We start from the raw sequence: 23,199 nt of genomic DNA on the forward strand, positions 1-23,199 counted from the left end.
GATGAACTATGATCGAATTTTAATACGATATGGTGAAATATCTACAAAAGGAAGAAATCGCCATAAATTTGTAGAAAAACTCAAAAAAAGTATTCAACTTGCCATAAGTGATTTTCCTAATGCAAAGGTTCAAGGTCAGAGAGAACGGATGTATATTGTTTTAAATGGGGAAAACGGCGATGAAATCATTGAACGGATACGTGGTATTTTCGGCATTCAATCCTTCAGTCCAGCAGTTAAAACAACTAAAGATATAGAAGAAATGAAAAGCGCGGCTTTGACTCTTTTTCGGGAAGTTTATAAAGAAGAAAAAAGCTTTAAGATTACCGCGAAGAGGGCAGACAAAACGTATGAACTTGATACGAATGAATTGAATCAGGAATTCGGAGCTCATTTGTTGAAAAATATTCCGAATTTGAGAGTTGATGTGAAAAATCCAGATATCGATCTACGAGTGGAAGTACGTCCGGAAGCAACTTATTTATCATGTGAAAATATTCAAGGTGCAGGAGGTTTGCCTATCGGTTCAAGCGGAAAAGCGATGCTCATGCTATCCGGGGGAATTGATAGTCCAGTGGCGGGGTATTTATCGATGAAGCGTGGTTTAGAGGTTGAGGCTGTACATTTTTTTAGCCCCCCTTTCACAAGTGAACGTTCTAAGCAAAAAGTGATCGAACTTACAGAAAAGCTTGCAAAGGCAAACGGTGGATATTTTACTTTGCATATTGTGCCGTTCACAGCTATCCAGCAAGCAATTCAAAAACAAATTCCAGAAAATTATACGATGACAACTACGCGCAGAATGATGCTGAAAATAACCGATCATTTACGGGCCAAACACGATGGGCTAGCTATTGTAACTGGTGAGAGTTTGGGTCAGGTCGCCAGCCAAACATTGGAGAGCATGTATGCGATTAATGATGTGACATCAACTCCGATTCTTCGACCACTGGTCATGATGGATAAGACAGATATTATTAACATGGCTAAAGAGATTGATACCCATGATATTTCCATCCAGCCGTATGAAGACTGTTGCACTGTTTTTGTACCTGCTTCACCGAAAACGAAGCCAAAGAAGGATAAGGTTGAGTATTATGAGAGCTTTTTTGACTTTGAACCATTGATTCAAAAAGCTGTGCAGAACACGGAAACGATTCGGATTAGCCCGCAGGAGAAGGCAGAAATAGAAGAACTCTTTTAAACGGATTTTCTTTTAATTTGGCAATCGTTTTCGCGTAAGTCACCTTTCATCAACAATTGCTAGCTTTTTTTGATAATTGGAAATGCCTCCTTTATCAAAAAAAATAATCCTTTACGTTTGCAAGGCACTGGCGCTTTACTAATTTGTGAACAATTACCAACAGTAAAATTGAATGAAGGTCATCAGGATAACACATTCTATATTCACAAGGAGGTGATATTCTATGGCAAACAACAGCAGCTCAAATCAATTACTAGTATCAGGTGCTCAGCAAGCTTTAGACCAAATGAAGTATGAGATTGCTACTGAATTTGGCGTAAATCTTGGAGCTGACACTACTTCTCGCGCTAACGGGTCAGTTGGTGGAGAAATCACTAAACGCCTTGTATCTATGGCAGAATCACAATTAGGCGGAGGCTTCAAATAAAAATTAAATAAAAAATGGCTACGAGGAGCAAGCTTCAGCTTGCTCCTTTTTGTATTTCTTTCTCGGTTATACCTATTGTTAACGGTTCATAAAATTATATTGAAAGTAAATTTTGAAAATTCCATCTAGTAATTTGAAGTGAGACAAGGTAAAATATGATTGACACTAACTATTATGACTAGATAATAATATAGAATTGAATCTTTGATCCTTCCAGTGTCTGGTGATCGCAATGGTTTTTTATTACAACCATTGTGAAAGATAAATTTTTAGGGGGAGTTAGGATGAAACGAGAAGATCTTTTGGCACCAAATAACTATAATTTAGTTTCAGAAATGGAAAAATATGCAGAGGATCCGAACAGGCTTGCTCTTAAATGGGAATCAGAGGAAGGTGCTACAAAGGAAATTACTTATCGTCAATTACTGAGGAACGCTAATAAGATTGGAAACGTTTTTCTGGGAAGTGGCTTAGAAAAGGGTGATGTCGTCTTAATCATGGTTCCAAGATTGATTGAGGCATATCAAGTTTATATTGCTGCATTAAAGACAGGGCTTGTTGTCATACCAAGTTCAGAGATGTTAAGAACAAAGGATTTGCAATATCGAGTCAATCATGGAGATGTAAAAGCACTCATCAGTTATTACCAATATGTCGATCAATTTGAAGGTATTAATGAAATAGAGCAGCTTCCGAAATTTGTTGTAGGTGATGAGGCAAAAGGTTGGATTCATCTTGATAAGGAAATGGAATTTGCTTCAGAGGAGCTTTCATTGGCAAATACGAATAAAGAAGACATGGCCTTTCTTTCTTACACGTCGGGAACAACTGGAAATCCAAAAGGCGTCGTACATACACATGGGTGGGCTTATGCTCATTTGCGTGCTGCCGCGCCAAATTGGTTAAGTATTGAAGACGGTGATACTGTTTGGGCCACTGCAGGTCCTGGATGGCAAAAGTGGATTTGGAGTCCATTCCTGTCCGTATTAGGAACTGGTGCGACGGGGATCGTCTATAGCGGTAAATTCGATCCACAAAAATACTTGAGTCTTCTCGATAAATACGAGGTGAATGTCCTTTGCTGTACACCGACGGAGTATCGTCTAATGGCAAAGGTAGAAAATCTGCAGGATTATTCTCTTACCCATTTGCGCAGTGCGGTTTCAGCAGGAGAACCGTTGAATAGAAATGTAATAGATACATTTAAAGAATACTTCAATGTGGAAGTCCGCGATGGATACGGACAGACGGAAAACACTTTGCTAGTGGGGATCACAAAAGGAATGGAATTAAAGGCTGGTTCAATGGGGAAACCCATTCCAGGAAATCGAGTGGAAATTGTTAATGAGGAAGGAGAACCATGTGAACCTGGTGAAGTGGGAGATATTGCCGTTCATATCGATACACCAGCATTATTTAAGCATTATTATAAAGATCCTGAAAGAACAGCGATGCAATTCCGTGGCGATTATTATATTACCGGGGACAGAGCAAAAAAAGATGAAGATGGATATTTTTGGTTTGAGGGTCGAGGTGATGACATTATCATTAGCTCCGGCTATACAATAGGGCCATTTGAAGTGGAGGATGCCCTTGTGAAGCATCCTTCGGTAAAGGAATGTGCTGTTGTCGCCAGTCCTGATGAAACTAGAGGTCATGTTGTTAAGGCCTTCATCGTATTAAAAAATGAGGCAGAGAGCGAAAATTCTAATTTGATTAAAGAACTTCAAGACCATGTAAAAAGTTTGACAGCACCTTATAAATATCCACGAAAGATTGAATTTGTTGCAGAGCTTCCGAAGACGACTTCTGGGAAAATTAGAAGAATTGAATTGAGACAAAAAGAATTGGAGCAGGCAGCGCAAAAATAAATATGGATAAAATCATAAATGGCAGGCGAATTTCTTCGCTCAGAGTGTAGACAACTCGAAGACTTTCGAGTTTGTCTACACTCTTTTTTCTTTTAAAATAGAATTAAATAAATAGCGTAGGTTGATTTCCACTTGTTTCTACACTCGTCCCAAAATTCTGTCCGAATACACCTCTTATTCGGACAAATGTCTTTCTCTCTTTCCCCATTCTGTCCGAATACACCTCTTATTCGGACAAATGTCTTTCTCTCTTTCCTTGTTCTGTCCGAATACACCTCTTATTCGGACAAATGTCTTTCTCGCTTTCCTTGTTCTGTCCGAATACACCTCTCCAGTAATACTACTGAAAAAGTCAGTAGATGACCAACTCCCCCCATTTTTACTAAGTTTTTCAGTGGCCTCGCATCCGCTCGAGGAGGAGGCTTGGCGCAAGCCCCCCGGAAAGCAAGCGTCTAGAGTGGAAATCAACGTTTTTAGCGCAATTCCAATCCAAAAATGACAAAATCCATCGATAGGGAGCTCTTTCGCTGGATTTTGTCGGCAGTCTGAGGCGAATTTTTTCGCCTGTTTTCTTTCGTCGCGATTTTATTAGTTTGCAGGAGGGCATTTCGTACACTAGCATCTTACAATGGTTGAAGAAATGTGAGACGAGCAATAGAGCAGATGGTAAAATGGATGAAATGGTAGGGAAAAGGAGAATGGATAATGGGAATTCTTTGGCATGGAGGCTCTATATATACCCTTCAAAAGGAAGGACATATTGTAGAAGCGGTTTTAACTGAAAATGACCGCATTATTGCGATGGGTGATGTGAAAAAACTAGAGCGGCAATATCATCATATGATTGAGGAAAGCTGTCATTTAAATGGCAGGACGATGATTCCAGGATTTGTTGACAGTCACATCCATTTAATTGGTCATGGTGAAAAGCTTATGCGATTAGATCTGTCTTCTTATACTTCAAAAGCTGCTGTCCTAAAGGCGCTTCAAACTTATGCGAAAACGGTTCAAACTGGAGAATGGATCATTGGGGAAGGATGGAACGAAAATTTATGGGAGGATGCCGAAACGGTTGAGCGTAACGATATTGACGAGGTGGTGCCCGACCATCCGGTATTACTAAAAAGAATTTGCAGACATGTCCTCGTTGTGAATTCCTTGGCCCTAGAGAAAGTGTCTGTTCAAGAAGACGTCAACAACCCGCTTCAGGGAGGCGTGATTGAAAAGGATAAAGAGGGAAATCTAAATGGAGTATTTAAAGAAAAAGCGCAAGACATGGTCTTAAATGCAGTCCCAAATCGCTCAAAAGAGCAATTAAAAGAAGTGTTAAAACGCGCGATTAAGGATGCTTACACAAAAGGGCTGACCGGAGTCCATACAGAAGACTTGTCCTATTATAATGGTTTCGAGGAAACGTACCAAATCTATAAAGAGGTGATTGAAGAGGAAGGACTATCTTTTCGTGCTCACTTGCTCGTTCATTATGCCGTATTAGAAGATTTTAAACGAACGGCAGGGTATTTTTTGCAGGGAAGTCCATGGCTTGAATTTGGTGCAATTAAGATCTTTGCAGACGGCTCACTAGGAGGGAGAACCGCTTTATTAAGTCATCCATATGCTGATGACCCGACAACATCTGGAGTAGCGATATTTTCACAAGAACAATTGAATCAACTGGTGGTTAAAGCAAGAGAGATAGAAATGCCAGTTGCCATTCATGCGATTGGCGATAAGGCTTTTGAAATGGTTGTTCAGTCCATTGAAGAGCATCCGTTAAAAGGAAGAGGACTGGATCGGATTATCCATGCCCAAATTTTAAGGAAAGATTTGATAGATAGAGTTAAGAAGCTGCCAGTTATTTTAGATATCCAGCCAGGCTTTTTAGCATCTGATTTCCCTTGGGTAATCGAAAGAATTGGTGAAGATAAGCTAGACTATTGTTATGCTTGGAAAACACTTCTTGAAGAGCAAATTCCTTGTGCAGGTGGTTCAGACGCACCAATTGAAGAAATAAGTCCATTGCTGGGAATTCATGCTGCTGTTGCCCGTGTAAGTCAACAAACGAATGCGGTGTATCAACGTGAAGAAGCATTATCGATCTATGAGGCAGTGTCTTTATATACAAAGGGAAGTGCCAAGGCAGCTTGTCATGAAACGGAGCGCGGGCTCATTAAAGAAGGATATCTTGCTGACTTTACCATTTTGGATCAGGACATTTTCCGTTGTGATTGTGATGAAATTCTAAATATTAACGTGGAGAGAACAGTGATAGGCGGTCATACCGTGTATAGACGGGGGAAGCTATAAAATCACTAAAACAAAAATGATTGGAGTCAATAATAAGTAAATAATCTGGAAGAATTTCGAGATTGCCCTTATAATGGAATTATTTCGAAACTAGAAGAATTGAGGCAAAAAGAAATGAAAGAAAACGAAGTAAAAGTTGGAGTCTTACAGGCGGCTTTTTCTTATTTATTATGGGGACTTTTACCGATTTATTGGAAGCTTCTTGAGCACGTCAATGCGGATGAGATTCTGGCAAACAGGGTAATCTGGTCTTTTATCTTAATGGTATTATTACTCCTTGTGACAAAAAAGTGGCCGCTTTTTGTGGAGACGCTAAAGGGGCTAAAGCATAATCAAAAAAGACTTTGGGCATTAATAACGGCTTCTCTGCTCGTGAGCGGGAATTGGTTCGTCTATATTTGGGCCGTCAATCATGACCAAATGATTCAAGCTAGTTTAGGTTATTATATTAATCCTCTGGTCAGTGTTTTGCTGGGCGTTATATTTTTACATGAAAGGCTTTCCCCACTGCAATATATATCCTTTGCCATGGCGACAGCAGGAGTCTTAATTTTAAGCATTTCATACGGTCAAATACCTTGGATTGCCTTAGCGTTGGCATTTTCTTTCGGATTATACGGGTTAGCTAAAAAGCTTATTAAGGTTGATTCATCAATTGGTCTGACACTTGAAACGATGGTGGTAACTCCGCTGGCGCTCGGTTATGTCATTTATTTGTTTGTGAAAAAGCAAAATATGTTTTTATCGGTGGCTGTTACTACAGATATTTTGCTCATTGGCGCTGGAGCAGCCACTGCTTTACCTCTTTTGTATTTTGCCAAAGGGGCACAAAAAATCCCGTTATCGATGCTGGGCTTTATTCAATATATTGCCCCAACTTTAACGCTGATTTTGGGAGTCTTTTTTTATGGGGAACATTTTACAAAAATCCATTTATTATCCTTTATTTTCATTTGGGGGGCATTAACCATTTATTCATTGTCGAAGACAAAAATATGGAGCAGACAATTAAAATGGAAAAAGGGTAGCGGTTTAGGCGTGTAGAAGAAAACCTCGAGCGAGTGGCTCGAGGTTTTTATCGTTATCATTGACTTTTATTTTACAGGAACGTCCTTTGAACTTTTTCCCAGAAGGAGTTATCCTTTAATTTAACCGTTTTAATTCTTTTATCGCTTAGTTGAACCATGATTTCCTCAACATGCTGGATGCTGAGTGCTTCATTGTCCATTCCCATTGTTGGGTAATCATTGCCATCTTGAACAATTTTAATCGTTAGCTTCCTATCACCGCTTAATATAAATGGGGAGCCAAGTGTTCGATAAAGATTATTATTTAATGAGGCGATTTCACTTACTTGCATAGATGGCAGCAGGGGATCCACTACAGCACCGTTCACGGATTTATTATAGGCGGTACTTCCAGTTGGTGTAGCAACAATAATCCCATCTCCGCGAAAAGTCTCAAAATGCAATTGATCAATAAATACTTCCATTACGATTGTTTGAATAATGGAGGAACGTACACTAAATTCATTCAGGCATTGAAAAGAAAATTGATTGTCAATGGTAACATCAATTGTTGGGTAACGCCGGATTTCGATTTGAGCAGTGGAGATTGCCTCAACAATTTTTGCTGTATCTTCAATATAGAAGTCACAGTAAATATTTAGCTTTTCCCTTGTAGAAATTCCTGCATACAGGCAGTCTTCTCGAAAACCTGTTTTTCGAACTGCCTGTAAAAAGGCACCATCATCACCAAAGCTGACAATAATATTAGCTTTTTTATGATCAGTAACAATTTTAAAACCGTAGTCTTTGGCACGTTCATAAAATGGTTGAACTTTCTTGACCATTTCAGCATCTTTCTTATGAAAAAAATAAACATTATTGCGATTTTCCATGCGGGACCCTCCATCTAAAAAATATGTATACCTATTGATAGTATCGCAAATCATTCCTAATATGAGCCTGGATTTTAGTGTCTTTTTTTGTCATAATTGGAAAGGTATCGACTTTTTCAGGTGAAACTTGAGCGCAAGGTTGTTTATCTAATTTAAGTCTACATATTTTTGAAACATTTTTGAAGTGATTACGTAAATAAATTATGAGAAATACGTCCATTTTGTGGCAAGGCTTTTTTAGTGACAACGATGAATAAGGAGGAGAAATTATGACAGGAAAGCGTTGGGCTGCACTGGCAATTGCTGGTGTGCTACTGTTCTTTTCGATTGCGATAAATGCATTTTCAGCTTTTGCATTTAGTAATTTCGGAAGTAATTTTGAAGAAATATTAGGTGTTTCAGAGGAAATGTTTGCAGAAGAGATTATTGAGTCTGGAGATGCTTTAAATCAAATTGCCGTTCTCGATTTAAATGGTACGATTCAGGATACGGGGGGAGCAACTTCTATTTTAACAACAGAAGGATATAATCACAGAAGTTTTATGGAGAAGCTTGATTTTGCGAAAGATAATAAGTCAGTTAAGGCTATTATTATTCGTGTTAATACTCCAGGGGGCGGCGTTGTAGAGAGCGCAGAAATCCACGATAAAATAGTGGAGATTCAATCTGAAGCCAAAAAGCCTGTGTATATTTCAATGGGATCGATGGCTGCATCAGGCGGATATTACATATCAGCTCCGGCTCACAAAATATTCGCAAGTCCTGAAACATTGACAGGTTCTTTAGGAGTGATAATGCAAGGCTACAATTTTGCAGGTCTTGCTGAAAAATATGGGGTTGAGTTTGTCACCATTAAGAGTGGACCTTACAAGGATATTATGAGTTCAACAAGAGAAATGTCAGAAGAAGAGCGAGAAATTCTCCAATCGATGATCGATAACTCGTACGAAGGCTTTGTTAAGGTTATTGCTGAAGGAAGAGGAATGACAGAAGCTGAAGTTAAGAAAATTGCGGATGGACGAATTTATGATGGCAGACAAGCAAAAGAAGTCGGATTAATAGATGATTTTGGTTATTTTGCGGATGTTGTCGAAGCCGTTAAAAAAGAACAAAAATTAAAGAATGCTCAAGTAGTGAAGTATACTGAAAGCTTTGGATTCGGTTCATTATTTAGTTTCGGGGCACAAAAATTAATAGGGGGAGAACACGAGTTAACTGGCTTGCTCAATCTTTTAGGTCAAACTCATTCCCCACGCCTAATGTATTTATATGCGGAATAAGGGGGGCTGAACATTGGAATCTAAAGACATTCAGGTAGAAAAACAAATCACTGAGGACAAAGAAGAACGTGTTGTACCTCATGAGGCGATAAATGGAAATGTTCGCTATGCCGGATTTTGGATGCGATTTTGGGCATATCTCATTGATTTATTAGTGATTGGCAGCATTAATCGTATTCTCATTTACCCAGTATTCCGCAGTCTCGATCTTAGTCTGCATGATTCGAGCATGTTTGCACCTATCTCTATTTTAACAGCCATTACGTTTTATGCTTATTTTGTCCTAATGACGAAATTTTTAGGTCAAACATTAGGAAAAATGATCTTTGGGCTAAAAGTTGTCGACTTGAATGGAAAGAAATTAAGCTGGGGTGCGATCCTGTTTAGAGAATGGATCGGTCGCTTCATTTCAACAACAGTGTGGATTTCATATGCGGTTGTCGCTTTCTTGCCCAAAAAACAAGGCTTGCATGACTTATTCGCTGATACTTCGGTTGTTCATGAAAGATAGTTTAATGATTAATCTTAAAATAAACCTGCTGATGCAGGTTTATTTTTTGTTTCTTCGTCGATAATGATAGGCTGAAAGGTTGTGAAGGTGATGATGTGGTTTTTCATTGCTTTAGCGGTCATTATGGTGCTAATCATTGCTATATTTTTTTTAAAGTTAATGGTCATAATCGATTATTACCATAATAAGGATGACGATCGTTTGAAAATTACGTTTAAAACATTTTTTGGACTTATAAAGTATAAAATCAATGTCCCAGTTATAAAAATAGCTGATGACTCTCCTGCTCTAGTGGTAAAGGAAAAAATTGAAACGGGTCCAAAGGAAAATGATCAAAACAAGGATACAAAGCAATTTTCAGCAGAAGATATGTTACATAGCATCCAGGACATGGAACATTTGGTTAAGCATGTCATAGGACTTCATAGTATTATCCGTTCCTTTTTCAAGAAAATCACAATGTCAAAATTGGAATGGAAAACGACAGTCGGTGTAAGTGATGCCGCCTATACAGGCATGCTTACGGGCTTATTTTGGACTGTTAAAGGCGGTCTTGTTGGGTTCCTCACCTCACTTCTCAAAGTGAAAACATTGCCAAATTTAATGATTACACCGGATTTTAATCGAACGATAAATGAAACTTCATTTAGATGTATGATTCATTTTCGGATCGGGCATGCTATTTTTGCAGGAATTAAACTACTTAAATTTTGGAAAGGCGGAAAACCGCATTTCAAAACGAAGCCATTAAACATTTTGTCTGGTAATAAGACAAAATCCGTATAAAAGGGAGGAAATAAAATGTCCGATCATCCAATTCAAGGCTTAATGACTACTGCAATGGAAAACCTCAAAGAAATGATTGATGTGAACACCATTATCGGTGACCCTGTTGAAACTCCTGATGGAAGTGTAATTTTAACAGTTTCGAAAGTTGGGTTTGGCTTTGCTGCTGGAGGTAGTGAGTTTATTATAGACAGCAGTTCAAAAGATGATAGCGAGTCGCAGCACCCGTTTGGTGGAGGTAGTGGTGGTGGTGTTTCCATTACGCCGATTGCATTCTTAATTGTCAATGCTAAAGAAGTAAAAATGGTCCATTTGGATGAAAGCACACATTTATACGAGAAAATTCTCGATTTGGCGCCACAAGCTGTAGATAAAATACAGCAAATGTTCTCTAATAAAAATGATTCTGGTCAAAAATCAGGACAAGATGGAGAATATCAAAACCCAGAGTATGGTGGGCCGAAAAAAGACCTAGAGCTTTAAAAAATTCAAATTGTCGACAAAAGGTAGTAAGAAGCCCTTCTCGCTACCTTTTGTCATTTTTTGTTTAGGAATGGTGGGAAAAAGCTGATTTCCGCTCGAGTGCTTGCTTTCCGGGGGCGGTAGCCCGCGAAAAAGCGCTTCACCCGGAGTGGAAATCGAACCACATTGGTATTCTATCTATATTTTAAAATAAAATGGACCGTACTTGAATTGGATGAAAAAACAAGTAAAAAATTCTTTCAATAGTTAATATTTGCAAAATAGATCATGAATCGTTATGATTTACACTGTACATATGATGTTAAGGAGGATGAGCCATATGGCAGCGGTCACTTTTAAAGGAAACCCAGTTACACTTGTTGGTACAGAAGTAAAGGTTGGCGACAAAGCACCGAATTTTACTGTTTTAGCGAATGATTTATCTCCTGTTACACTTGACGATTCGAAAGGTCATGTTCGATTAATCAGTGTAGTGCCTTCAATTGACACCGGAGTTTGCGACGCTCAAACTCGTCGTTTCAACGAAGAGGCAGCAAAGCTTGACAATGTTAAAGTATTAACAGTAAGTGTAGATTTACCTTTCGCGCAAAAGCGCTGGTGCGCAGCAGCAGGAATTGATAACGTTCAAACTGTTTCTGACCATCGTGATCTTTCTTTTGGAGAGGCATACGGTGCAGTCATGCAGGAGCTAAGATTATTAGCGCGTTCTGTTTTTGTTATTGATTCTAATGATACTGTTACTTATGTCGAGTATGTAAGTGAAGGTACAGATCATCCAAACTATGAAGCAGCGATTGAAGCAGCTAAAGCAGCGAAATAATTTACTGACAAGACCTCGAATTTTTTAACGAGGTCTTGCTTTCTTTTTCTTCGATTTTTAATGCCCCCTTCCCACATTTTCCACATCTCTTGTACAAGTAGTATAATCCCGGGTAGAATAGAGAAATAAGATGACGAGGAGGAATGCATCATGAAAATCTCTCCCGTAGAGGATTTGTTTTCAGTCATTAACGATACGGCCGTGATTTTGCAGGAAGAATTATCACTCACTTTTTTAGAAGCTTTAGCAGAGACGGGTGAGAATATTTTTCAAGAGGCCATTTTACAAGAAGAAATCAGTGAATTAAGCAGAAAAAGATTGAAAAAAAGTTATGAGTCTTTAACATTAGCTCGATTTTCGGTTGAAGAAATACGGAAATCTTTTCAATTAGCGATTTTAAAGGGAATGAAGGAAAGTGTCCAGCCGAATCACCAAATGACGCCAGATGCGGTAGGAATGCTTGTCGGATATTTAGTCAATAAGTTTGTAACAAAACCTTCTTATCTTTTACTCGATCCAGCGATAGGAACAGGAAATCTTCTTACTACTGTCATTAATCAGCAGGAGGGGAAAGCGATTGAAAGTATAGGGATTGAAATAGATGATTTGCTGATTAAATTAGCGTATATTAATGCCAATTTACAGCAACATCCAATTCAACTTTATAATCAAGACAGCCTCGAACCGCTCTTTATTGAACTTGCTGATGCAGTCGTTAGTGATCTGCCGGTAGGATACTATCCAAATGATGTGCGCGCCAATGATTTTCAATTGAAATCAGAAAAAGGACATTCCTATGCTCATCACCTTTTTATTGAACAAAGCATCAAATATACGAAGGAGGGCGGCTATTTATTTTTCTTGATCCCGAATGGTTTATTTGAAAGTGAAGAAGCTCCGAAGCTACATGAGTTTTTAAAGGAGCATGTCTATATACAGGCGATCTTACAGCTTCCCTTAACGATGTTTCGCCATGAAAATGCAGCGAAAAGCGTATTAATTTTACAGAAAAAAGGCGAGCAGGCAAAAGCGCCTAAACAAGTGCTTTTAGCCACTCTTCCAAGTCTCTCAAATGGTCACCAAGTTGAAAAAACGTTACAAAAAATTGACCAATGGATTACCGAAAATAAATAAATGCAATAAACAGACCGCTGACACGATACTTTTCAGTGGTCTGTTTAGATCCGAACGATTACATTTGATATTCGAGTGGAGAAAACAGGGGAATGATTCCAAATGGCTATTGGATTGGACCAGTTAAAATGAGAGGAACCTGAAGAGGGAGAGTTAGTTGCTGCTGTATTGGGCGGAAGTGAAAGGAGAAGCCTGAAGACTGTCGGTAACGCAGTTGTATTAGATCGGAAGCGCAAGGAGTGGAGAATCCGAAATGACGAATATTCGGATCGTAAAGAGATGACAATCATACATTGTGAAACGTTCACAGAGTAGTTTTTATAATCAGAATATATTTACTTTAACTTGAAAACGATACCATTTTATTCTTGACCTTGAATTGTTCAAATGACAATGATTAAATGGGAAATTGAGAGATATAAATAAGCTTACTTGAACAAAATAAGTAAGAAATACATATTGAAGTTAGGTTAAAGGAGCGGAAACGATGGCTAAAGTAATCGCAATTAATGCAGGCAGTTCATCTTTAAAATTTCAATTATTTGAAATGCCTTCTGAAGAAGTCATTACAAAAGGGTTAATTGAACGAATCGGGTTAAAGGATTCAATTTTCAATATAACTGTTAATGGTGAAAAACAAACGGAAACAACGGATATTCCTAATCACAGTGTTGCTGTTAAAATGTTATTAAATAAATTAACAGAAACAGGCATCATTCAATCATTAGATGAAATCGAAGGAATTGGTCATCGTGTTGTGCATGGTGGGGAAGAATTTACAGATTCGGTTCTAATTACAGAAGAAATACTACAAATAATTGAAAAACTTTCAGAATTAGCTCCTCTTCATAATCCAGCTAATGTTACAGGTATTCGTGCATTTAAAGAAGTGCTTCCGAATGTTCCGGCAGTAGCGGTTTTTGATACTGCTTTTCATCAAACGATGCCAGAAAACTCGTTTCTTTACAGCTTACCATATGAATACTACGAGAAGTATGGTATTCGTAAATACGGTTTCCATGGTACTTCACATAAGTATGTTTCAGAACGTGCGGCAGAAATGTTAGGACGTCCGCTTGAGCAATTACGTTTGCTTTCTTGTCATTTAGGTAATGGTGCGAGTATTGCAGCAATCGAAGGCGGAAAATCAATCGATACATCAATGGGATTCACTCCACTAGCAGGTGTGACAATGGGAACTCGTTCAGGTAATATTGACCCTGCCCTAATCCCTTATATTATGGAAAAAACAGGCAAAACAGCAGAGGAAGTATTGGATGTTTTAAATAAAAAAAGTGGCATGCTAGCTGTTTCTGGCTTCTCTAGTGATTTACGTGATATTGAACTAGAAGCAGAGAAAGGAAATGAGCGTGCTGAGTTAGCACTAAAGGTTTTTGCTGACCGTATTCATAAATACATTGGTTCTTATGCGGCTAAAATGTATGGAGTAGATGCGATTATCTTTACTGCAGGAATCGGTGAAAATAGTGCAGCTATTCGTGAAAGAGTATTACAAGGTCTAGAATTCATGGGTGTATACTTCGATCCGGCTTTAAATAAAGTGCGTGGAGAAGAAGCCTTTATTAGTTATCCACATTCTCCTGTAAAAGTAATGATCATCCCAACGAATGAAGAAGTCATGATTGCAAGAGACGTTGTAAGATTAACTCATTAAAATAAACAAATGAGAAAAGCAACTTTTCCTATTGTGAAAAGTTGCTTTTTATTTCTTCTGAAACTTGCCCCTTATTGATTTTATAGATGCGATCGGCCATTTTTTGAGCTTCTTGATAATCATGGGTGACCATGATCACAGGAATATTCCAAGTTTGGTGAAGCCGTAAAAGCTCATCCTGGCATTCCTGACGAATATGTTGATCCAAGGCAGAAAAAGGCTCGTCTAATAAGAGCAACTGTGGTTTCGTAGCCAATGCCCGTGCAAGGGCAACTCTTTGTTTCTCTCCACCGGAAATCTGTCTTGGATATTTTTCCATCAGGTGTCCAATTTCCAATACTTGAACTAATTGGTGGACGAATTCTTGTTCTCTCGCACCATAGTAAATATTCTTTTTTACTGTCATATGTGGAAACAGGGCATAATCCTGGAACAAGTATCCGATATTTCTTTTTTGAATCGGAACACATTCTTTTTTGCTTTTAAAGAGCGGTATATTATTTAAAGTGATGGTGCCGCTGTCAGGAGTTGCAAGCCCTGCAATACAATTTAATATGGTCGTTTTTCCAGAACCGGATGGACCGAATAAAATGACGATTTCATTTTTTGCTTTTAATTGCACATTTAGTTCAAAAGAAGTTAATTTTTTTCTGATTTCTAAAAAAAGCATATTCATTACCTCTTGTCATTTATTTCTGAAAATCGTAAAATGTTTCGTTTTGTCCACCAATTCAGCCACATAATCGAGCTAAAACCGAGGAGAACGATAATGACAACCCAAAAAGTAGCAGCTTCCATATTGCCTGATTCCACAGCAAAATAAATCGCCAGTGGAATTGTTTCTGTTTTATTTGGAATATATCCAGCAATCATTAACGTTGCCCCAAACTCACCTAGTGCTCTGGCAAATGTTAAAACGGTTCCTGCTAAGAGGCCAGGGAATGCAAGAGGAAATGAAATCGTCCAAAATACTTTCCATTTTGATGCCCCCATGGTTAAGGCAGCATTTTCGATATTGAGATCAAAGTTTTGAAAAGCAGCCGAAGCACTTTGATACATTAATGGGAAAGAAACAACAACGGATGCGATTACGGCCCCAATCCATGTGAAAACGATTTGAAAGTTAAACCACTCGAGCAATAGACTGCCAATTATGCCATTTTTGCCGAATAAATAGAGCAAGCCGAACCCGACGACAGTCGGAGGCAATACCATCGGTAGGAGGATGATCGATTCCACCACATTCTTTCCCGGAAACGAATTTCGAGCAATGATTCTTGCTAAAAAAATACCGACGATGAAGACGATGATGGTCGCAATGCTGGCAATCTTTAAAGATAATAATAAGGGTGTATAGTTCATTTCATGCATTCCTTTTAAATTTTGATACATAAAACCATATTGTTGTTGAGAAAGATCCAGACATTCTATGCTGTAAAAATACTTATTTGATAAATCCAAATTGATTGAGGATGCTTTGTGCTTCTTCAGTTTGTAAAAATTCAATAAATCGTTTTGCGCTGTCGGCATTTTTGCTGTCTGCGGTTACGGCTGCTGGATAAATGACAGGTGTATGCCAATCTGATGAAGCTTCAGCAATGATTTTAACTTGATCGGAAATGAAGGCATCACTCGAGTAAACAATGCCTAGTTCGGTATTGCCAGACTCTACATAAGTTAACACTTGGCGAACATCCTTGGCAAGAATGAGATGTTTTTCTAAACCTTCCCATTTATTCAATTTGGTCAGAACTTCTTTAGCGTATGTACCTGCAGGCACGCTTTCAGGGTTTCCAATGGCCAGATCTCCGATTTCTGCGGGATTCAAATCTTCGAAAGATGAAATCTCCAAGCTATGATCTTTTTGACTAATTAGCACAAGTTTGTTTCCAGTAAAATCGATTCTTGTCTCTGGGAGAATAAGGTTTTCTTCTTCCAGTGTATCCATCCACTTTTGATCAGCTGAAAGAAAGGCATCAGCAGGAGCCCCTTGTTGAATTTGCTGTGCAAGAGTTCCGGAACTTCCATAATTGAAAGAGACATCAATGTCTGAATACTCATCTTCAAAAGCTTTTTCAATTTCTGTCATGGCATCTGTTAAGCTTGCGGCAGTTGAAATTAATAATTCAGTATTTTCTACTTGCTGATTCGTATCTTCTGTTGGTGTGCCATCACTTGCTTCTTGATTATTACATCCCACACCAACAATAAGAATTAGTATAAAAATCATACCAATCTTCCATTTGTTTTTCATCTAAAAATCCTCCCTGGTAAGTTATCGGTAAGATAGCGATATCTAAATAGATTAAATTATAGGAAAGTCTATTTAGAATGCTACTTAATATATCTAATTATAAATAGTTATAATTAGATATATTAAGTATAATTCTGAAAGTTGCTTCCGTAAATGATAAAATAAGAACAAAAGATGAATTCTCGGAGGAAATATCATGCCATTAGAAGAATCTTATACAACGGAACAAATTGCGCAAATATTAAAAGTCTCTAAATTAACGGTCTATGATTTGATTAAGAAAGGAAAACTTCCTGCCTACAGAGTGGGCAGACAAATGCGAGTGGATGCATCAGATTTAGAGAAGTATAAGAATAAAGAGAAGGGAATTCCTTTACCTGAGCAAACTTCTGGAGCAGTGACAAATGCTAATCTTGGTCAATCTTCCGTGCGCTCTATTATTATTAGCGGCCAAGACAACAGCTTGGATTTGTTGACGAAGTACATTGAGAGGGAATCCGCACAGTTTCGTCCGCTCCGGTCCTATGTGGGGAGTTTGGAAAGTTTAATTTCTATGTATAAAGGTGAAGCAGATATTGTAAGCACCCATTTGTTTGACGGTGATACAGGCGAGTACAATATCCCTTATATTAGGAGAATTCTAGTAAGTAATTCTTTTATCGTCGTTAATTTGATTTGCCGTAATGCCGGATTTTATGTTGCAAAGGGCAATCCAAAAAACATAAGAGATTTTCATGATTTACTTCGAAGTGATGTGAAGATCATTAACAGGGAGAAAGGTTCTGGTGCGAGGATTTTACTTGATGAAAAATTAAGAGGTGCCGGAATAAGCAGGGAGCAGATTCGAGGTTATGGAGACGTAGAAACGAGCCATCTAGGGGTTGCTGGTGTTGTTTCAAAGCAGTATGCAGATGTTGGAGTAGGAATTGAAAAGGTAGCCCATTTTGTTGGCCTTGATTTCGTACCTCTTACTAAAGAAAGATATGATCTCGTTCTGCTGAAAACAGAAGCTAATCATCCATTAATTACAGCGATATTAAATATTCTGCAATCGTCTAATTTGAAGGAGGAACTGCAATCGATTGGTTATGATGTGTCGTGTACAGGGAAAATTATCTATGAACAGTAGGAGGGCTATTTTAGCGTAATGCTATGCTATACTAAACTGGAAGCTGCTCCAAGGAGGTTAATAAATGTTATCGGATAGAGAACAAACGCTATTAAACAGTATAAAAGACTGGGAACAAAGTTTGTATCAATATGAAACAAATGATTTCGTTTTAGCCTATGAAAAATATGTTGAGCGGGCGTTTGCACTCCTTCCTGAGCAAACGCAGCAGGAATTCTTTTCCGTTGTCGATACATGGCTTTTTCATTTACATGCCCTCATCCAAGGTAGTCAGATCCAGCACGATGCGAAGGAAAGAATTTTATCTGCAGGGCGCGTATTCAATGAAAACATTCAGCAGCTTGAAGATTTGAAGCAGTTATCCATCGCTCAATTGCAATACATAGCGCAGCAGCAAATTGCACGTCACCGATTATATTCCTTTGCACAAGGGGGATTAGCAGGAACTGGAGGACCTGTTCTCCTTGGTACAGATATTCCCGCGATAGCGGTCATTAATATTCGTTCTGTCCAGCTAATTGCCATGACCTATGGTTATGAGGTAAATCATCCGTTTGAATTGATGACATCATTAAAAGTCTTTCATGCAGCTACTCTCCCGGCAAGATTGCAGGGACAGGGGTGGGATAAATTGATGAATGAACTTCAATCGACAAACGAGTATTATTTTTATGAAGGCGAGGAGAATTTAACTGATTTTGCATGGCTTGAGCAGCCGTTAAGGCAAATCCTTAAAACCGTAACGATTCTCCTGTTTAAAAATAAAAAAGTTCAGGGAATTCCTATTATTAGTATGGCGATTGGTGCAGGTACGAACTATCAGTTAACAAGAAAAGTCACGGATTTTACACATAAATATTATCAAATGCGGTTTTTAATGGAGAAGGAGAAAAACAGATGAGTACGATTGAACATAAGAAAGAAGCGCCGGACAAAGTTAGATGTAAAGTTATAACGGTTAGTGATACGCGGACAAAGGAGACCGATAAGAGCGGGCAAACGATGATTCAACTACTGGAGGCCGCAGGTCATATTATCGTTGATTATGCGATTGTCAAAGATGAGAGAAAGCCCATTCGCGATGCAGTTCTACAGGGCTGTGAGACAGCAAACATTGATGTGATTTTAACAAATGGCGGGACGGGAATTGCCAAAAGAGATGTGACAATTGAAACGGTTCAAGAATTGTTTACAAAAGAAATCAGTGGCTTTGGTGAGCTTTTTAGAATGTTGAGCTATCAAGAGGATATTGGGTCCGCAGCGATTTTATCCCGTGCTATTGCTGGTGTAGTTCAGAACAAGGCTGTCTTTTCTACACCTGGCTCTACCGGAGCTGTTAAACTGGCGATGAGCCGTTTAATTCTTCCTGAGATTGGTCATGTTGTTCGTGAACTTCATAAGGATCTCTAAAAAGGACAGCGTAAAGCCGCTGTCTTTTTTTACAGGAGAGGATTTAATTTTAAGGTCTTTCCAACTTCTTGTCACCTTTCCAAAGATAAGTCAACCGGAGTGGCTGCACCGCAGGTTGACTTTATCGAAAGAACAGGCTTTGTTTAGTTTGTACGGCGATAAGTTCTTAGGAAATCTGCTTCGAATTATCCTCGCAGGAACCATTTGAGCTTTATTTGTTCCTCATGCATCTGTTACTTGAATAGGCAGTTTTTTAATTATCTACTAACATCAACTCCCATTTCTCTTCGATAAGTTCTTTATTGGAAAGTATTCGCATTTGAGTTTTCTTTAATTTAAACCCAAATCTCTCATAAATTCTTCTTGCTGATTTTAGTTCACTATTCGTCCAAAGAATAAGATTTTCAAATCCTTTTTCTCTGCTAAAGTTAATAGCTGTTTCGACTAACTTTTGGCCGTACCCTGTACCGCGAACAATGGGGTCAACTAGAAATAAACCCAGTTGTGCAATAGTGTCATTAACCTTTTTAATACTGATGGAACCACTTTGTTTCCCATCAATTTCTAAAATGAAAATATTTTCGTAAGAATCTGCCCGTTCAATAAAGCCACTAACATTTTTTTCTATAAACTTTCGAAAAGAAAAGTCGTATCCAAATTCGCTTTTATATAAATCATAATGAGAATTTACAATGTAGTCTTTATCTTCTAATCTATATTTACGTATCATTTTTTGCCTTTTGTCCCCATTTTTACATATTATTGATGTACCTTGCTGCCAATATCCTGATGGGTTCGGTACCATAGCCAAAGATCATTGATAATTGATGCAAGCTCCGCAATTTCACTATTTAACTGGCAGGAACGTTCAAAATCCCCCTCATCAGAGAGTTCTGTTTGTTTTTGATTGATGATTTTTTCAAGTTCAGCGATTCTGTCCGGAATTTTCCCGCGTATTTTTTCCCAATCAAAAAGAATTGATTGTTGATTTTCGACGGAGTAATTTTCCCAAGAATGACTGAGATGAGGGATCGGTATTCCTAAGCGGTTGTCCTGCCTAAAAAATTCATTCATACAATGCATGCCCCCAAAATGCTACATAGTTTTACTCATTATTCTACACCACTTAAATAAAATCTTCCATCGGCTTAACATGTAGCGAAAACATTAATTTTTATACAAAATGAAGAATAAGTATTGAAATGTATCATGAATCTTGGTAAATTGGTTAACAAGGAAAAGAATAAAAATATAAACAGATGAATATTTATTCGTTTTTTGACGTTATAAATTCGTTTTTTAAGGGAGGACATCTTACATGACAAATCAAAAAGTGGTATTAGCATACTCTGGAGGATTAGATACCTCTGTTGCGATTAAATGGTTGCAGGATCAAGGATATTCAGTTGTTGCCTGCTGTTTGGATGTGGGGGAAGGCAAAGACTTAGATTTTATTAAGGAAAAAGCACTGCAAGTCGGAGCAGTAAGCTCCTATGTTCTTGACGTAAAAGAAGAGTTTGCTATTGAGTATGCACTGGTTGCTCTTCAAGCGCACGCGCTTTATGAAGGCAAATATCCGTTGGTTTCCGCTTTATCACGTCCGCTTATCGCGAAAAAACTCGTTGAGATAGCAGAAAAGGAAGCGGCAGTTGCCGTCGCTCACGGCTGTACTGGAAAAGGGAACGATCAGGTCCGCTTTGAAGTTGCGATTCATGCATTAAATCCGGAACTTAAAGTACTCGCTCCAGTTCGTGAATGGAGATGGTCACGTGAAGAGGAAATTGAATACGCAAAGCAAAACGGGATTCCAATTCCGATCAATCTCGACAGCCCGTATTCGATTGACCAAAATCTTTGGGGAAGAAGTAATGAATGCGGAATTTTGGAAGATCCGTGGGCTGCTCCGCCAGAGGATGCTTATGAGTTAACGACAGGCTTAGAATATACACCAGAGTCACCTGATTATGTTGAAATTGAATTTGAACAAGGAGTGCCGGTTAAATTAAATGGAAAATCTTATCCACTTGCGCAGCTAATATTAGAATTAAATATTCTTGCAGGCAAGCATGGAGTCGGTCGTATTGATCATGTAGAGAACCGTCTGGTGGGAATCAAATCACGCGAGGTTTATGAGTGTCCTGGTGCGATGACATTAATCAAAGCGCATAAGGAGCTGGAAGACTTAACGCTTGTGAAAGAAGTGGCTCATTTTAAGCCAATCATTGAAAAGAAACTAACGGAAGTGATTTATGAGGCATTGTGGTTCTCGCCGTTAACTTCTGCTTTATTGGCGTTTTTAAAGGACACGCAAAAATTTGTGACAGGGACGGTAAGAGTGAAGCTCTTTAAAGGTCATGCGATTGTCGAAGGCAGAAAGTCTCCGTATTCTCTATATGATGAGAAATTGGCCACCTATACGAAAGAGGATGAATTTGACCACAGTGCCGCTGTTGGCTTTATTCAATTATATGGCTTGCCAACAAAAGTACAAAGTATGGTACAAAACAAGAAGGTGACAGTGTGAAGAAGCTTTGGGGTGGGAGATTTACAAAAACAGCAGAAGAATGGGTAGATGAATTTGGAGCTTCTATCTCGTTTGATCAGGAGCTCGTGTTAGAGGATTTGGACGGAAGTCTGGCCCATGTCGCCATGCTTTCGCAATGCGGAATTATTTCCGTTGATGATGCAACCCTTATTACAAAAGGGTTGCATTCCTTGAAGGAAAAAGCAGAGAGCAATCAATTGCAATATTCAGTGAAGCTGGAAGACATCCACTTAAATTTGGAGAGTCAGTTAACTGAAATGATCGGTCCAGTCGGTGGAAAGCTACATACGGGTAGAAGCAGAAATGATCAAGTCGCAACTGATATGCATCTTTATTTACGAAAACAAACAGAGAATATCATGGCTCTCATCGAAGAAATGCAAGGAGCACTTTTAGCTCAAGCAAAAGCTCACGTCGAAACGATCATGCCAGGATATACTCACATGCAGAGAGCCCAGCCCATTTCCTTTGCCCATCATTTAATGGCATATTTTTGGATGCTTGAACGGGACAAAGAGAGATATCAGGAGTCTTTAAAAAGAATAAATCTCTCTCCACTCGGTGCAGGGGCTCTGGCAGGTACAACTTTTCCAATTGATCGGGAGCTTACAGCGGAGCTGTTAGGCTTTAATGAAATATATGAAAACAGTTTAGATGCGGTTAGTGATCGCGATTTCATTTTGGAGTTTTTATCGGCTAGTTCCATTTTAATGATGCATCTCTCCCGCTTAGGGGAAGAAATCATTCTTTGGTCTTCTCAAGAATTTCGTTTCATTGAATTGGATGATGCTTTCTCAACAGGCAGCAGTATCATGCCTCAGAAGAAAAACCCGGATATGGCTGAATTAATTCGCGGTAAAACGGGACGTGTTTACGGAAACTTAATGGGCCTCCTTACCGTTTTAAAAGGACTTCCACTTGCTTATAATAAGGACATGCAAGAGGATAAAGAAGGCATGTTTGATACAGTAAAAACGGTGACAGGTTCGTTGAAGATTTTTGCTGGGATGATTGAAACGATGAAGGTACATCGTGCACAAATGGAATCTGCAACTAAAAATGATTTTTCAAATGCAACGGAATTGGCTGATTATTTATCTGGAAAAGGAATCCCATTTAGGGAAAGCCATGAAATTGTTGGCCAGCTTGTCTTAAGATGTGTAACCAAACAATGCTATTTAGCTGATTTAACATTGTCTGAGTTTAAAGAGGCACACCCTCTGTTCGAAGCTGATATTTATGAAGTATTAAATCCAATAACGGCAGTAAAGCGAAGAAATAGTGCTGGTGGGACTGGATTTGAGCAAATACGGCTGGCATTGCAAAAAGCTGAGGCCAAATTAAAAGGAGCTGGGACATAACTAGCTTCAAATAATGAGAAAGGTGAATTTGAGGGTACTCAAATTCACCTTTCTCTATTTTTGTGTGTTCATTTTTCTATTACCTTAGTTAATGGCCGTGAA

23 protein-coding genes are annotated in these 23,199 nt (G+C 38.6%); 17 read left to right on the top strand and 6 right to left on the bottom strand.

Annotated features, from left to right (window positions below):
* Position 1 precedes the first annotated feature (1 nt).
* From thiI to rarD, 5 genes are all read left to right on the top strand, one after another.
* Positions 2–1,204, top strand: a complete 1,203-nt coding sequence (gene thiI / locus FCJ93_RS17805; protein WP_137744310.1) for a tRNA uracil 4-sulfurtransferase ThiI — start codon at positions 2–4, stop codon at positions 1,202–1,204.
* Positions 1,205–1,427: 223 nt separating this feature from the next.
* Positions 1,428–1,631, top strand: coding sequence for an alpha/beta-type small acid-soluble spore protein (locus tag FCJ93_RS17810; RefSeq protein ID WP_095314720.1), 204 nt, complete (start codon positions 1,428–1,430; stop codon positions 1,629–1,631).
* Between the two features lie 284 nt (positions 1,632–1,915).
* Positions 1,916–3,502: an acyl-CoA synthetase MbcS gene (gene mbcS / locus FCJ93_RS17815; RefSeq protein WP_137744311.1), complete on the top strand. Its 1,587-nt coding sequence runs from the start codon at positions 1,916–1,918 to the stop codon at positions 3,500–3,502.
* A gap of 705 nt (positions 3,503–4,207) precedes the next feature.
* Positions 4,208–5,809 (top strand): amidohydrolase, encoded by a 1,602-nt coding sequence (locus tag FCJ93_RS17820; protein WP_095314718.1) that lies wholly within the window; start codon positions 4,208–4,210, stop codon positions 5,807–5,809.
* Between the two features lie 114 nt (positions 5,810–5,923).
* Complete coding sequence (gene rarD / locus FCJ93_RS17825) at positions 5,924–6,853, top strand: EamA family transporter RarD (RefSeq protein WP_137744312.1); 930 nt, start codon at positions 5,924–5,926, stop codon at positions 6,851–6,853.
* 55 nt (positions 6,854–6,908) lie between these two features.
* Here rarD and FCJ93_RS17830 read toward each other — a convergent pair whose 3' ends face one another.
* Positions 6,909–7,709, bottom strand: coding sequence for an NAD kinase (locus FCJ93_RS17830; RefSeq protein ID WP_095314716.1), 801 nt, complete (start codon positions 7,707–7,709; stop codon positions 6,909–6,911).
* A gap of 269 nt (positions 7,710–7,978) precedes the next feature.
* Here FCJ93_RS17830 and sppA point away from each other — a divergent pair, with 269 nt between their 5' ends.
* The 7 genes from sppA to FCJ93_RS17865 all read left to right on the top strand — a co-directional run bounded on the left by sppA (position 7,979) and on the right by FCJ93_RS17865 (position 14,398).
* Complete coding sequence (sppA, locus tag FCJ93_RS17835; protein WP_095314715.1) at positions 7,979–8,989, top strand: signal peptide peptidase SppA; 1,011 nt, start codon at positions 7,979–7,981, stop codon at positions 8,987–8,989.
* Between the two features lie 46 nt (positions 8,990–9,035).
* Positions 9,036–9,500, top strand: coding sequence for an RDD family protein (locus tag FCJ93_RS17840; RefSeq protein WP_235879535.1), 465 nt, complete (start codon positions 9,036–9,038; stop codon positions 9,498–9,500).
* A gap of 90 nt (positions 9,501–9,590) precedes the next feature.
* Entirely contained in the window at positions 9,591–10,286 is a 696-nt protein-coding gene (locus FCJ93_RS17845; RefSeq protein WP_095314714.1) for a DUF2953 domain-containing protein, read from the top strand.
* A 15-nt stretch (positions 10,287–10,301) separates the two neighbouring features.
* Positions 10,302–10,769, top strand: a complete 468-nt coding sequence (gene ytfJ, locus FCJ93_RS17850) for a GerW family sporulation protein (protein ID WP_095314713.1) — start codon at positions 10,302–10,304, stop codon at positions 10,767–10,769.
* 319 nt (positions 10,770–11,088) lie between these two features.
* Entirely contained in the window at positions 11,089–11,589 is a 501-nt protein-coding gene (tpx, locus tag FCJ93_RS17855) for a thiol peroxidase (RefSeq protein WP_095314712.1), read from the top strand.
* 150 nt (positions 11,590–11,739) lie between these two features.
* A complete protein-coding gene (locus FCJ93_RS17860; RefSeq protein ID WP_095314710.1) occupies positions 11,740–12,723 on the top strand; it encodes a class I SAM-dependent methyltransferase in 984 nt (327 codons plus the stop codon).
* Positions 12,724–13,210: 487 nt separating this feature from the next.
* Positions 13,211–14,398, top strand: a complete 1,188-nt coding sequence (locus FCJ93_RS17865) for an acetate kinase (protein WP_095314709.1) — start codon at positions 13,211–13,213, stop codon at positions 14,396–14,398.
* Between the two features lie 28 nt (positions 14,399–14,426).
* Here FCJ93_RS17865 and FCJ93_RS17870 read toward each other — a convergent pair whose 3' ends face one another.
* The 3 genes from FCJ93_RS17870 to modA all read right to left on the bottom strand — a co-directional run bounded on the left by FCJ93_RS17870 (position 14,427) and on the right by modA (position 16,652).
* Positions 14,427–15,068, bottom strand: coding sequence for an ATP-binding cassette domain-containing protein (locus FCJ93_RS17870; protein ID WP_137744313.1), 642 nt, complete (start codon positions 15,066–15,068; stop codon positions 14,427–14,429).
* A 5-nt stretch (positions 15,069–15,073) separates the two neighbouring features.
* Complete coding sequence (modB, locus tag FCJ93_RS17875) at positions 15,074–15,760, bottom strand: molybdate ABC transporter permease subunit (protein ID WP_095314707.1); 687 nt, start codon at positions 15,758–15,760, stop codon at positions 15,074–15,076.
* A gap of 82 nt (positions 15,761–15,842) precedes the next feature.
* Complete coding sequence (gene modA / locus FCJ93_RS17880; protein WP_095314706.1) at positions 15,843–16,652, bottom strand: molybdate ABC transporter substrate-binding protein; 810 nt, start codon at positions 16,650–16,652, stop codon at positions 15,843–15,845.
* A 196-nt stretch (positions 16,653–16,848) separates the two neighbouring features.
* On the opposite strand from modA, the gene FCJ93_RS17885 reads away from it, so the two are divergent.
* The 3 genes from FCJ93_RS17885 (at position 16,849) to FCJ93_RS17895 (ending at position 19,191) form a co-directional block, all read left to right on the top strand.
* A complete protein-coding gene (locus tag FCJ93_RS17885) occupies positions 16,849–17,781 on the top strand; it encodes a helix-turn-helix transcriptional regulator (RefSeq protein ID WP_095314705.1) in 933 nt (310 codons plus the stop codon).
* Positions 17,782–17,845: 64 nt separating this feature from the next.
* The gene (locus FCJ93_RS17890; RefSeq protein ID WP_137744314.1) at positions 17,846–18,682 is read left to right on the top strand and encodes an EcsC family protein; all 837 of its coding nucleotides are present in this window, start codon (positions 17,846–17,848) and stop codon (positions 18,680–18,682) included.
* Positions 18,679–19,191, top strand: coding sequence for a MogA/MoaB family molybdenum cofactor biosynthesis protein (locus tag FCJ93_RS17895; protein WP_095314703.1), 513 nt, complete (start codon positions 18,679–18,681; stop codon positions 19,189–19,191). Before FCJ93_RS17890 ends, FCJ93_RS17895 begins: the two co-directional genes overlap by 4 nt.
* 253 nt (positions 19,192–19,444) lie before the next feature.
* On the opposite strand, the gene FCJ93_RS17900 is transcribed toward FCJ93_RS17895, so the two are convergent.
* Complete coding sequence (locus FCJ93_RS17900; protein ID WP_170211349.1) at positions 19,445–19,921, bottom strand: GNAT family N-acetyltransferase; 477 nt, start codon at positions 19,919–19,921, stop codon at positions 19,445–19,447.
* A 29-nt stretch (positions 19,922–19,950) separates the two neighbouring features.
* Positions 19,951–20,265, bottom strand: coding sequence for a hypothetical protein (locus FCJ93_RS17905; RefSeq protein ID WP_095307943.1), 315 nt, complete (start codon positions 20,263–20,265; stop codon positions 19,951–19,953).
* A gap of 244 nt (positions 20,266–20,509) precedes the next feature.
* Between FCJ93_RS17905 and FCJ93_RS17910 the strand changes: the two genes are divergently transcribed.
* Together FCJ93_RS17910 and argH are read left to right on the top strand one after the other, a co-directional pair.
* Positions 20,510–21,715: an argininosuccinate synthase gene (locus FCJ93_RS17910; RefSeq protein ID WP_095307942.1), complete on the top strand. Its 1,206-nt coding sequence runs from the start codon at positions 20,510–20,512 to the stop codon at positions 21,713–21,715.
* On the top strand, positions 21,712–23,097 hold the full coding sequence (gene argH, locus FCJ93_RS17915) for an argininosuccinate lyase (RefSeq protein WP_137744315.1): 1,386 nt from the start codon (positions 21,712–21,714) through the stop codon (positions 23,095–23,097). Before FCJ93_RS17910 ends, argH begins: the two co-directional genes overlap by 4 nt.
* Positions 23,098–23,199 lie beyond the last annotated feature (102 nt).

The sequence above is a fragment of the Robertmurraya siralis genome (assembly GCF_005502275.1).
In the GTDB taxonomy this organism is placed as follows: Bacteria; Bacillota; Bacilli; order Bacillales; family Cytobacillaceae; genus Robertmurraya; species Robertmurraya siralis.

What these genes read in the sequence shown, in the direction of transcription:
- FCJ93_RS17890 (WP_137744314.1), top strand. Translation starts at nt 17,846, where the DNA reads ATGTTATCGGATAGAGAACAAACGCTATTAAACAGTATAAAAGACTGG.
- modA (WP_095314706.1), bottom strand. Translation starts at nt 16,652, where the DNA reads ATGAAAAACAAATGGAAGATTGGTATGATTTTTATACTAATTCTTATT.
- mbcS (WP_137744311.1), top strand. Translation starts at nt 1,916, where the DNA reads ATGAAACGAGAAGATCTTTTGGCACCAAATAACTATAATTTAGTTTCA.
- thiI (WP_137744310.1), top strand. Translation starts at nt 2, where the DNA reads ATGAACTATGATCGAATTTTAATACGATATGGTGAAATATCTACAAAA.
- FCJ93_RS17865 (WP_095314709.1), top strand. Translation starts at nt 13,211, where the DNA reads ATGGCTAAAGTAATCGCAATTAATGCAGGCAGTTCATCTTTAAAATTT.
- sppA (WP_095314715.1), top strand. Translation starts at nt 7,979, where the DNA reads ATGACAGGAAAGCGTTGGGCTGCACTGGCAATTGCTGGTGTGCTACTG.
- FCJ93_RS17820 (WP_095314718.1), top strand. Translation starts at nt 4,208, where the DNA reads ATGGGAATTCTTTGGCATGGAGGCTCTATATATACCCTTCAAAAGGAA.
- FCJ93_RS17845 (WP_095314714.1), top strand. Translation starts at nt 9,591, where the DNA reads ATGATGTGGTTTTTCATTGCTTTAGCGGTCATTATGGTGCTAATCATT.
- FCJ93_RS17895 (WP_095314703.1), top strand. Translation starts at nt 18,679, where the DNA reads ATGAGTACGATTGAACATAAGAAAGAAGCGCCGGACAAAGTTAGATGT.
- FCJ93_RS17810 (WP_095314720.1), top strand. Translation starts at nt 1,428, where the DNA reads ATGGCAAACAACAGCAGCTCAAATCAATTACTAGTATCAGGTGCTCAG.
- rarD (WP_137744312.1), top strand. Translation starts at nt 5,924, where the DNA reads ATGAAAGAAAACGAAGTAAAAGTTGGAGTCTTACAGGCGGCTTTTTCT.
- FCJ93_RS17870 (WP_137744313.1), bottom strand. Translation starts at nt 15,068, where the DNA reads ATGCTTTTTTTAGAAATCAGAAAAAAATTAACTTCTTTTGAACTAAAT.
- modB (WP_095314707.1), bottom strand. Translation starts at nt 15,760, where the DNA reads ATGAACTATACACCCTTATTATTATCTTTAAAGATTGCCAGCATTGCG.
- FCJ93_RS17860 (WP_095314710.1), top strand. Translation starts at nt 11,740, where the DNA reads ATGAAAATCTCTCCCGTAGAGGATTTGTTTTCAGTCATTAACGATACG.
- FCJ93_RS17830 (WP_095314716.1), bottom strand. Translation starts at nt 7,709, where the DNA reads ATGGAAAATCGCAATAATGTTTATTTTTTTCATAAGAAAGATGCTGAA.
- FCJ93_RS17905 (WP_095307943.1), bottom strand. Translation starts at nt 20,265, where the DNA reads ATGAATGAATTTTTTAGGCAGGACAACCGCTTAGGAATACCGATCCCT.
- FCJ93_RS17885 (WP_095314705.1), top strand. Translation starts at nt 16,849, where the DNA reads ATGCCATTAGAAGAATCTTATACAACGGAACAAATTGCGCAAATATTA.
- tpx (WP_095314712.1), top strand. Translation starts at nt 11,089, where the DNA reads ATGGCAGCGGTCACTTTTAAAGGAAACCCAGTTACACTTGTTGGTACA.
- FCJ93_RS17910 (WP_095307942.1), top strand. Translation starts at nt 20,510, where the DNA reads ATGACAAATCAAAAAGTGGTATTAGCATACTCTGGAGGATTAGATACC.
- FCJ93_RS17900 (WP_170211349.1), bottom strand. Translation starts at nt 19,921, where the DNA reads ATGATACGTAAATATAGATTAGAAGATAAAGACTACATTGTAAATTCT.
- ytfJ (WP_095314713.1), top strand. Translation starts at nt 10,302, where the DNA reads ATGTCCGATCATCCAATTCAAGGCTTAATGACTACTGCAATGGAAAAC.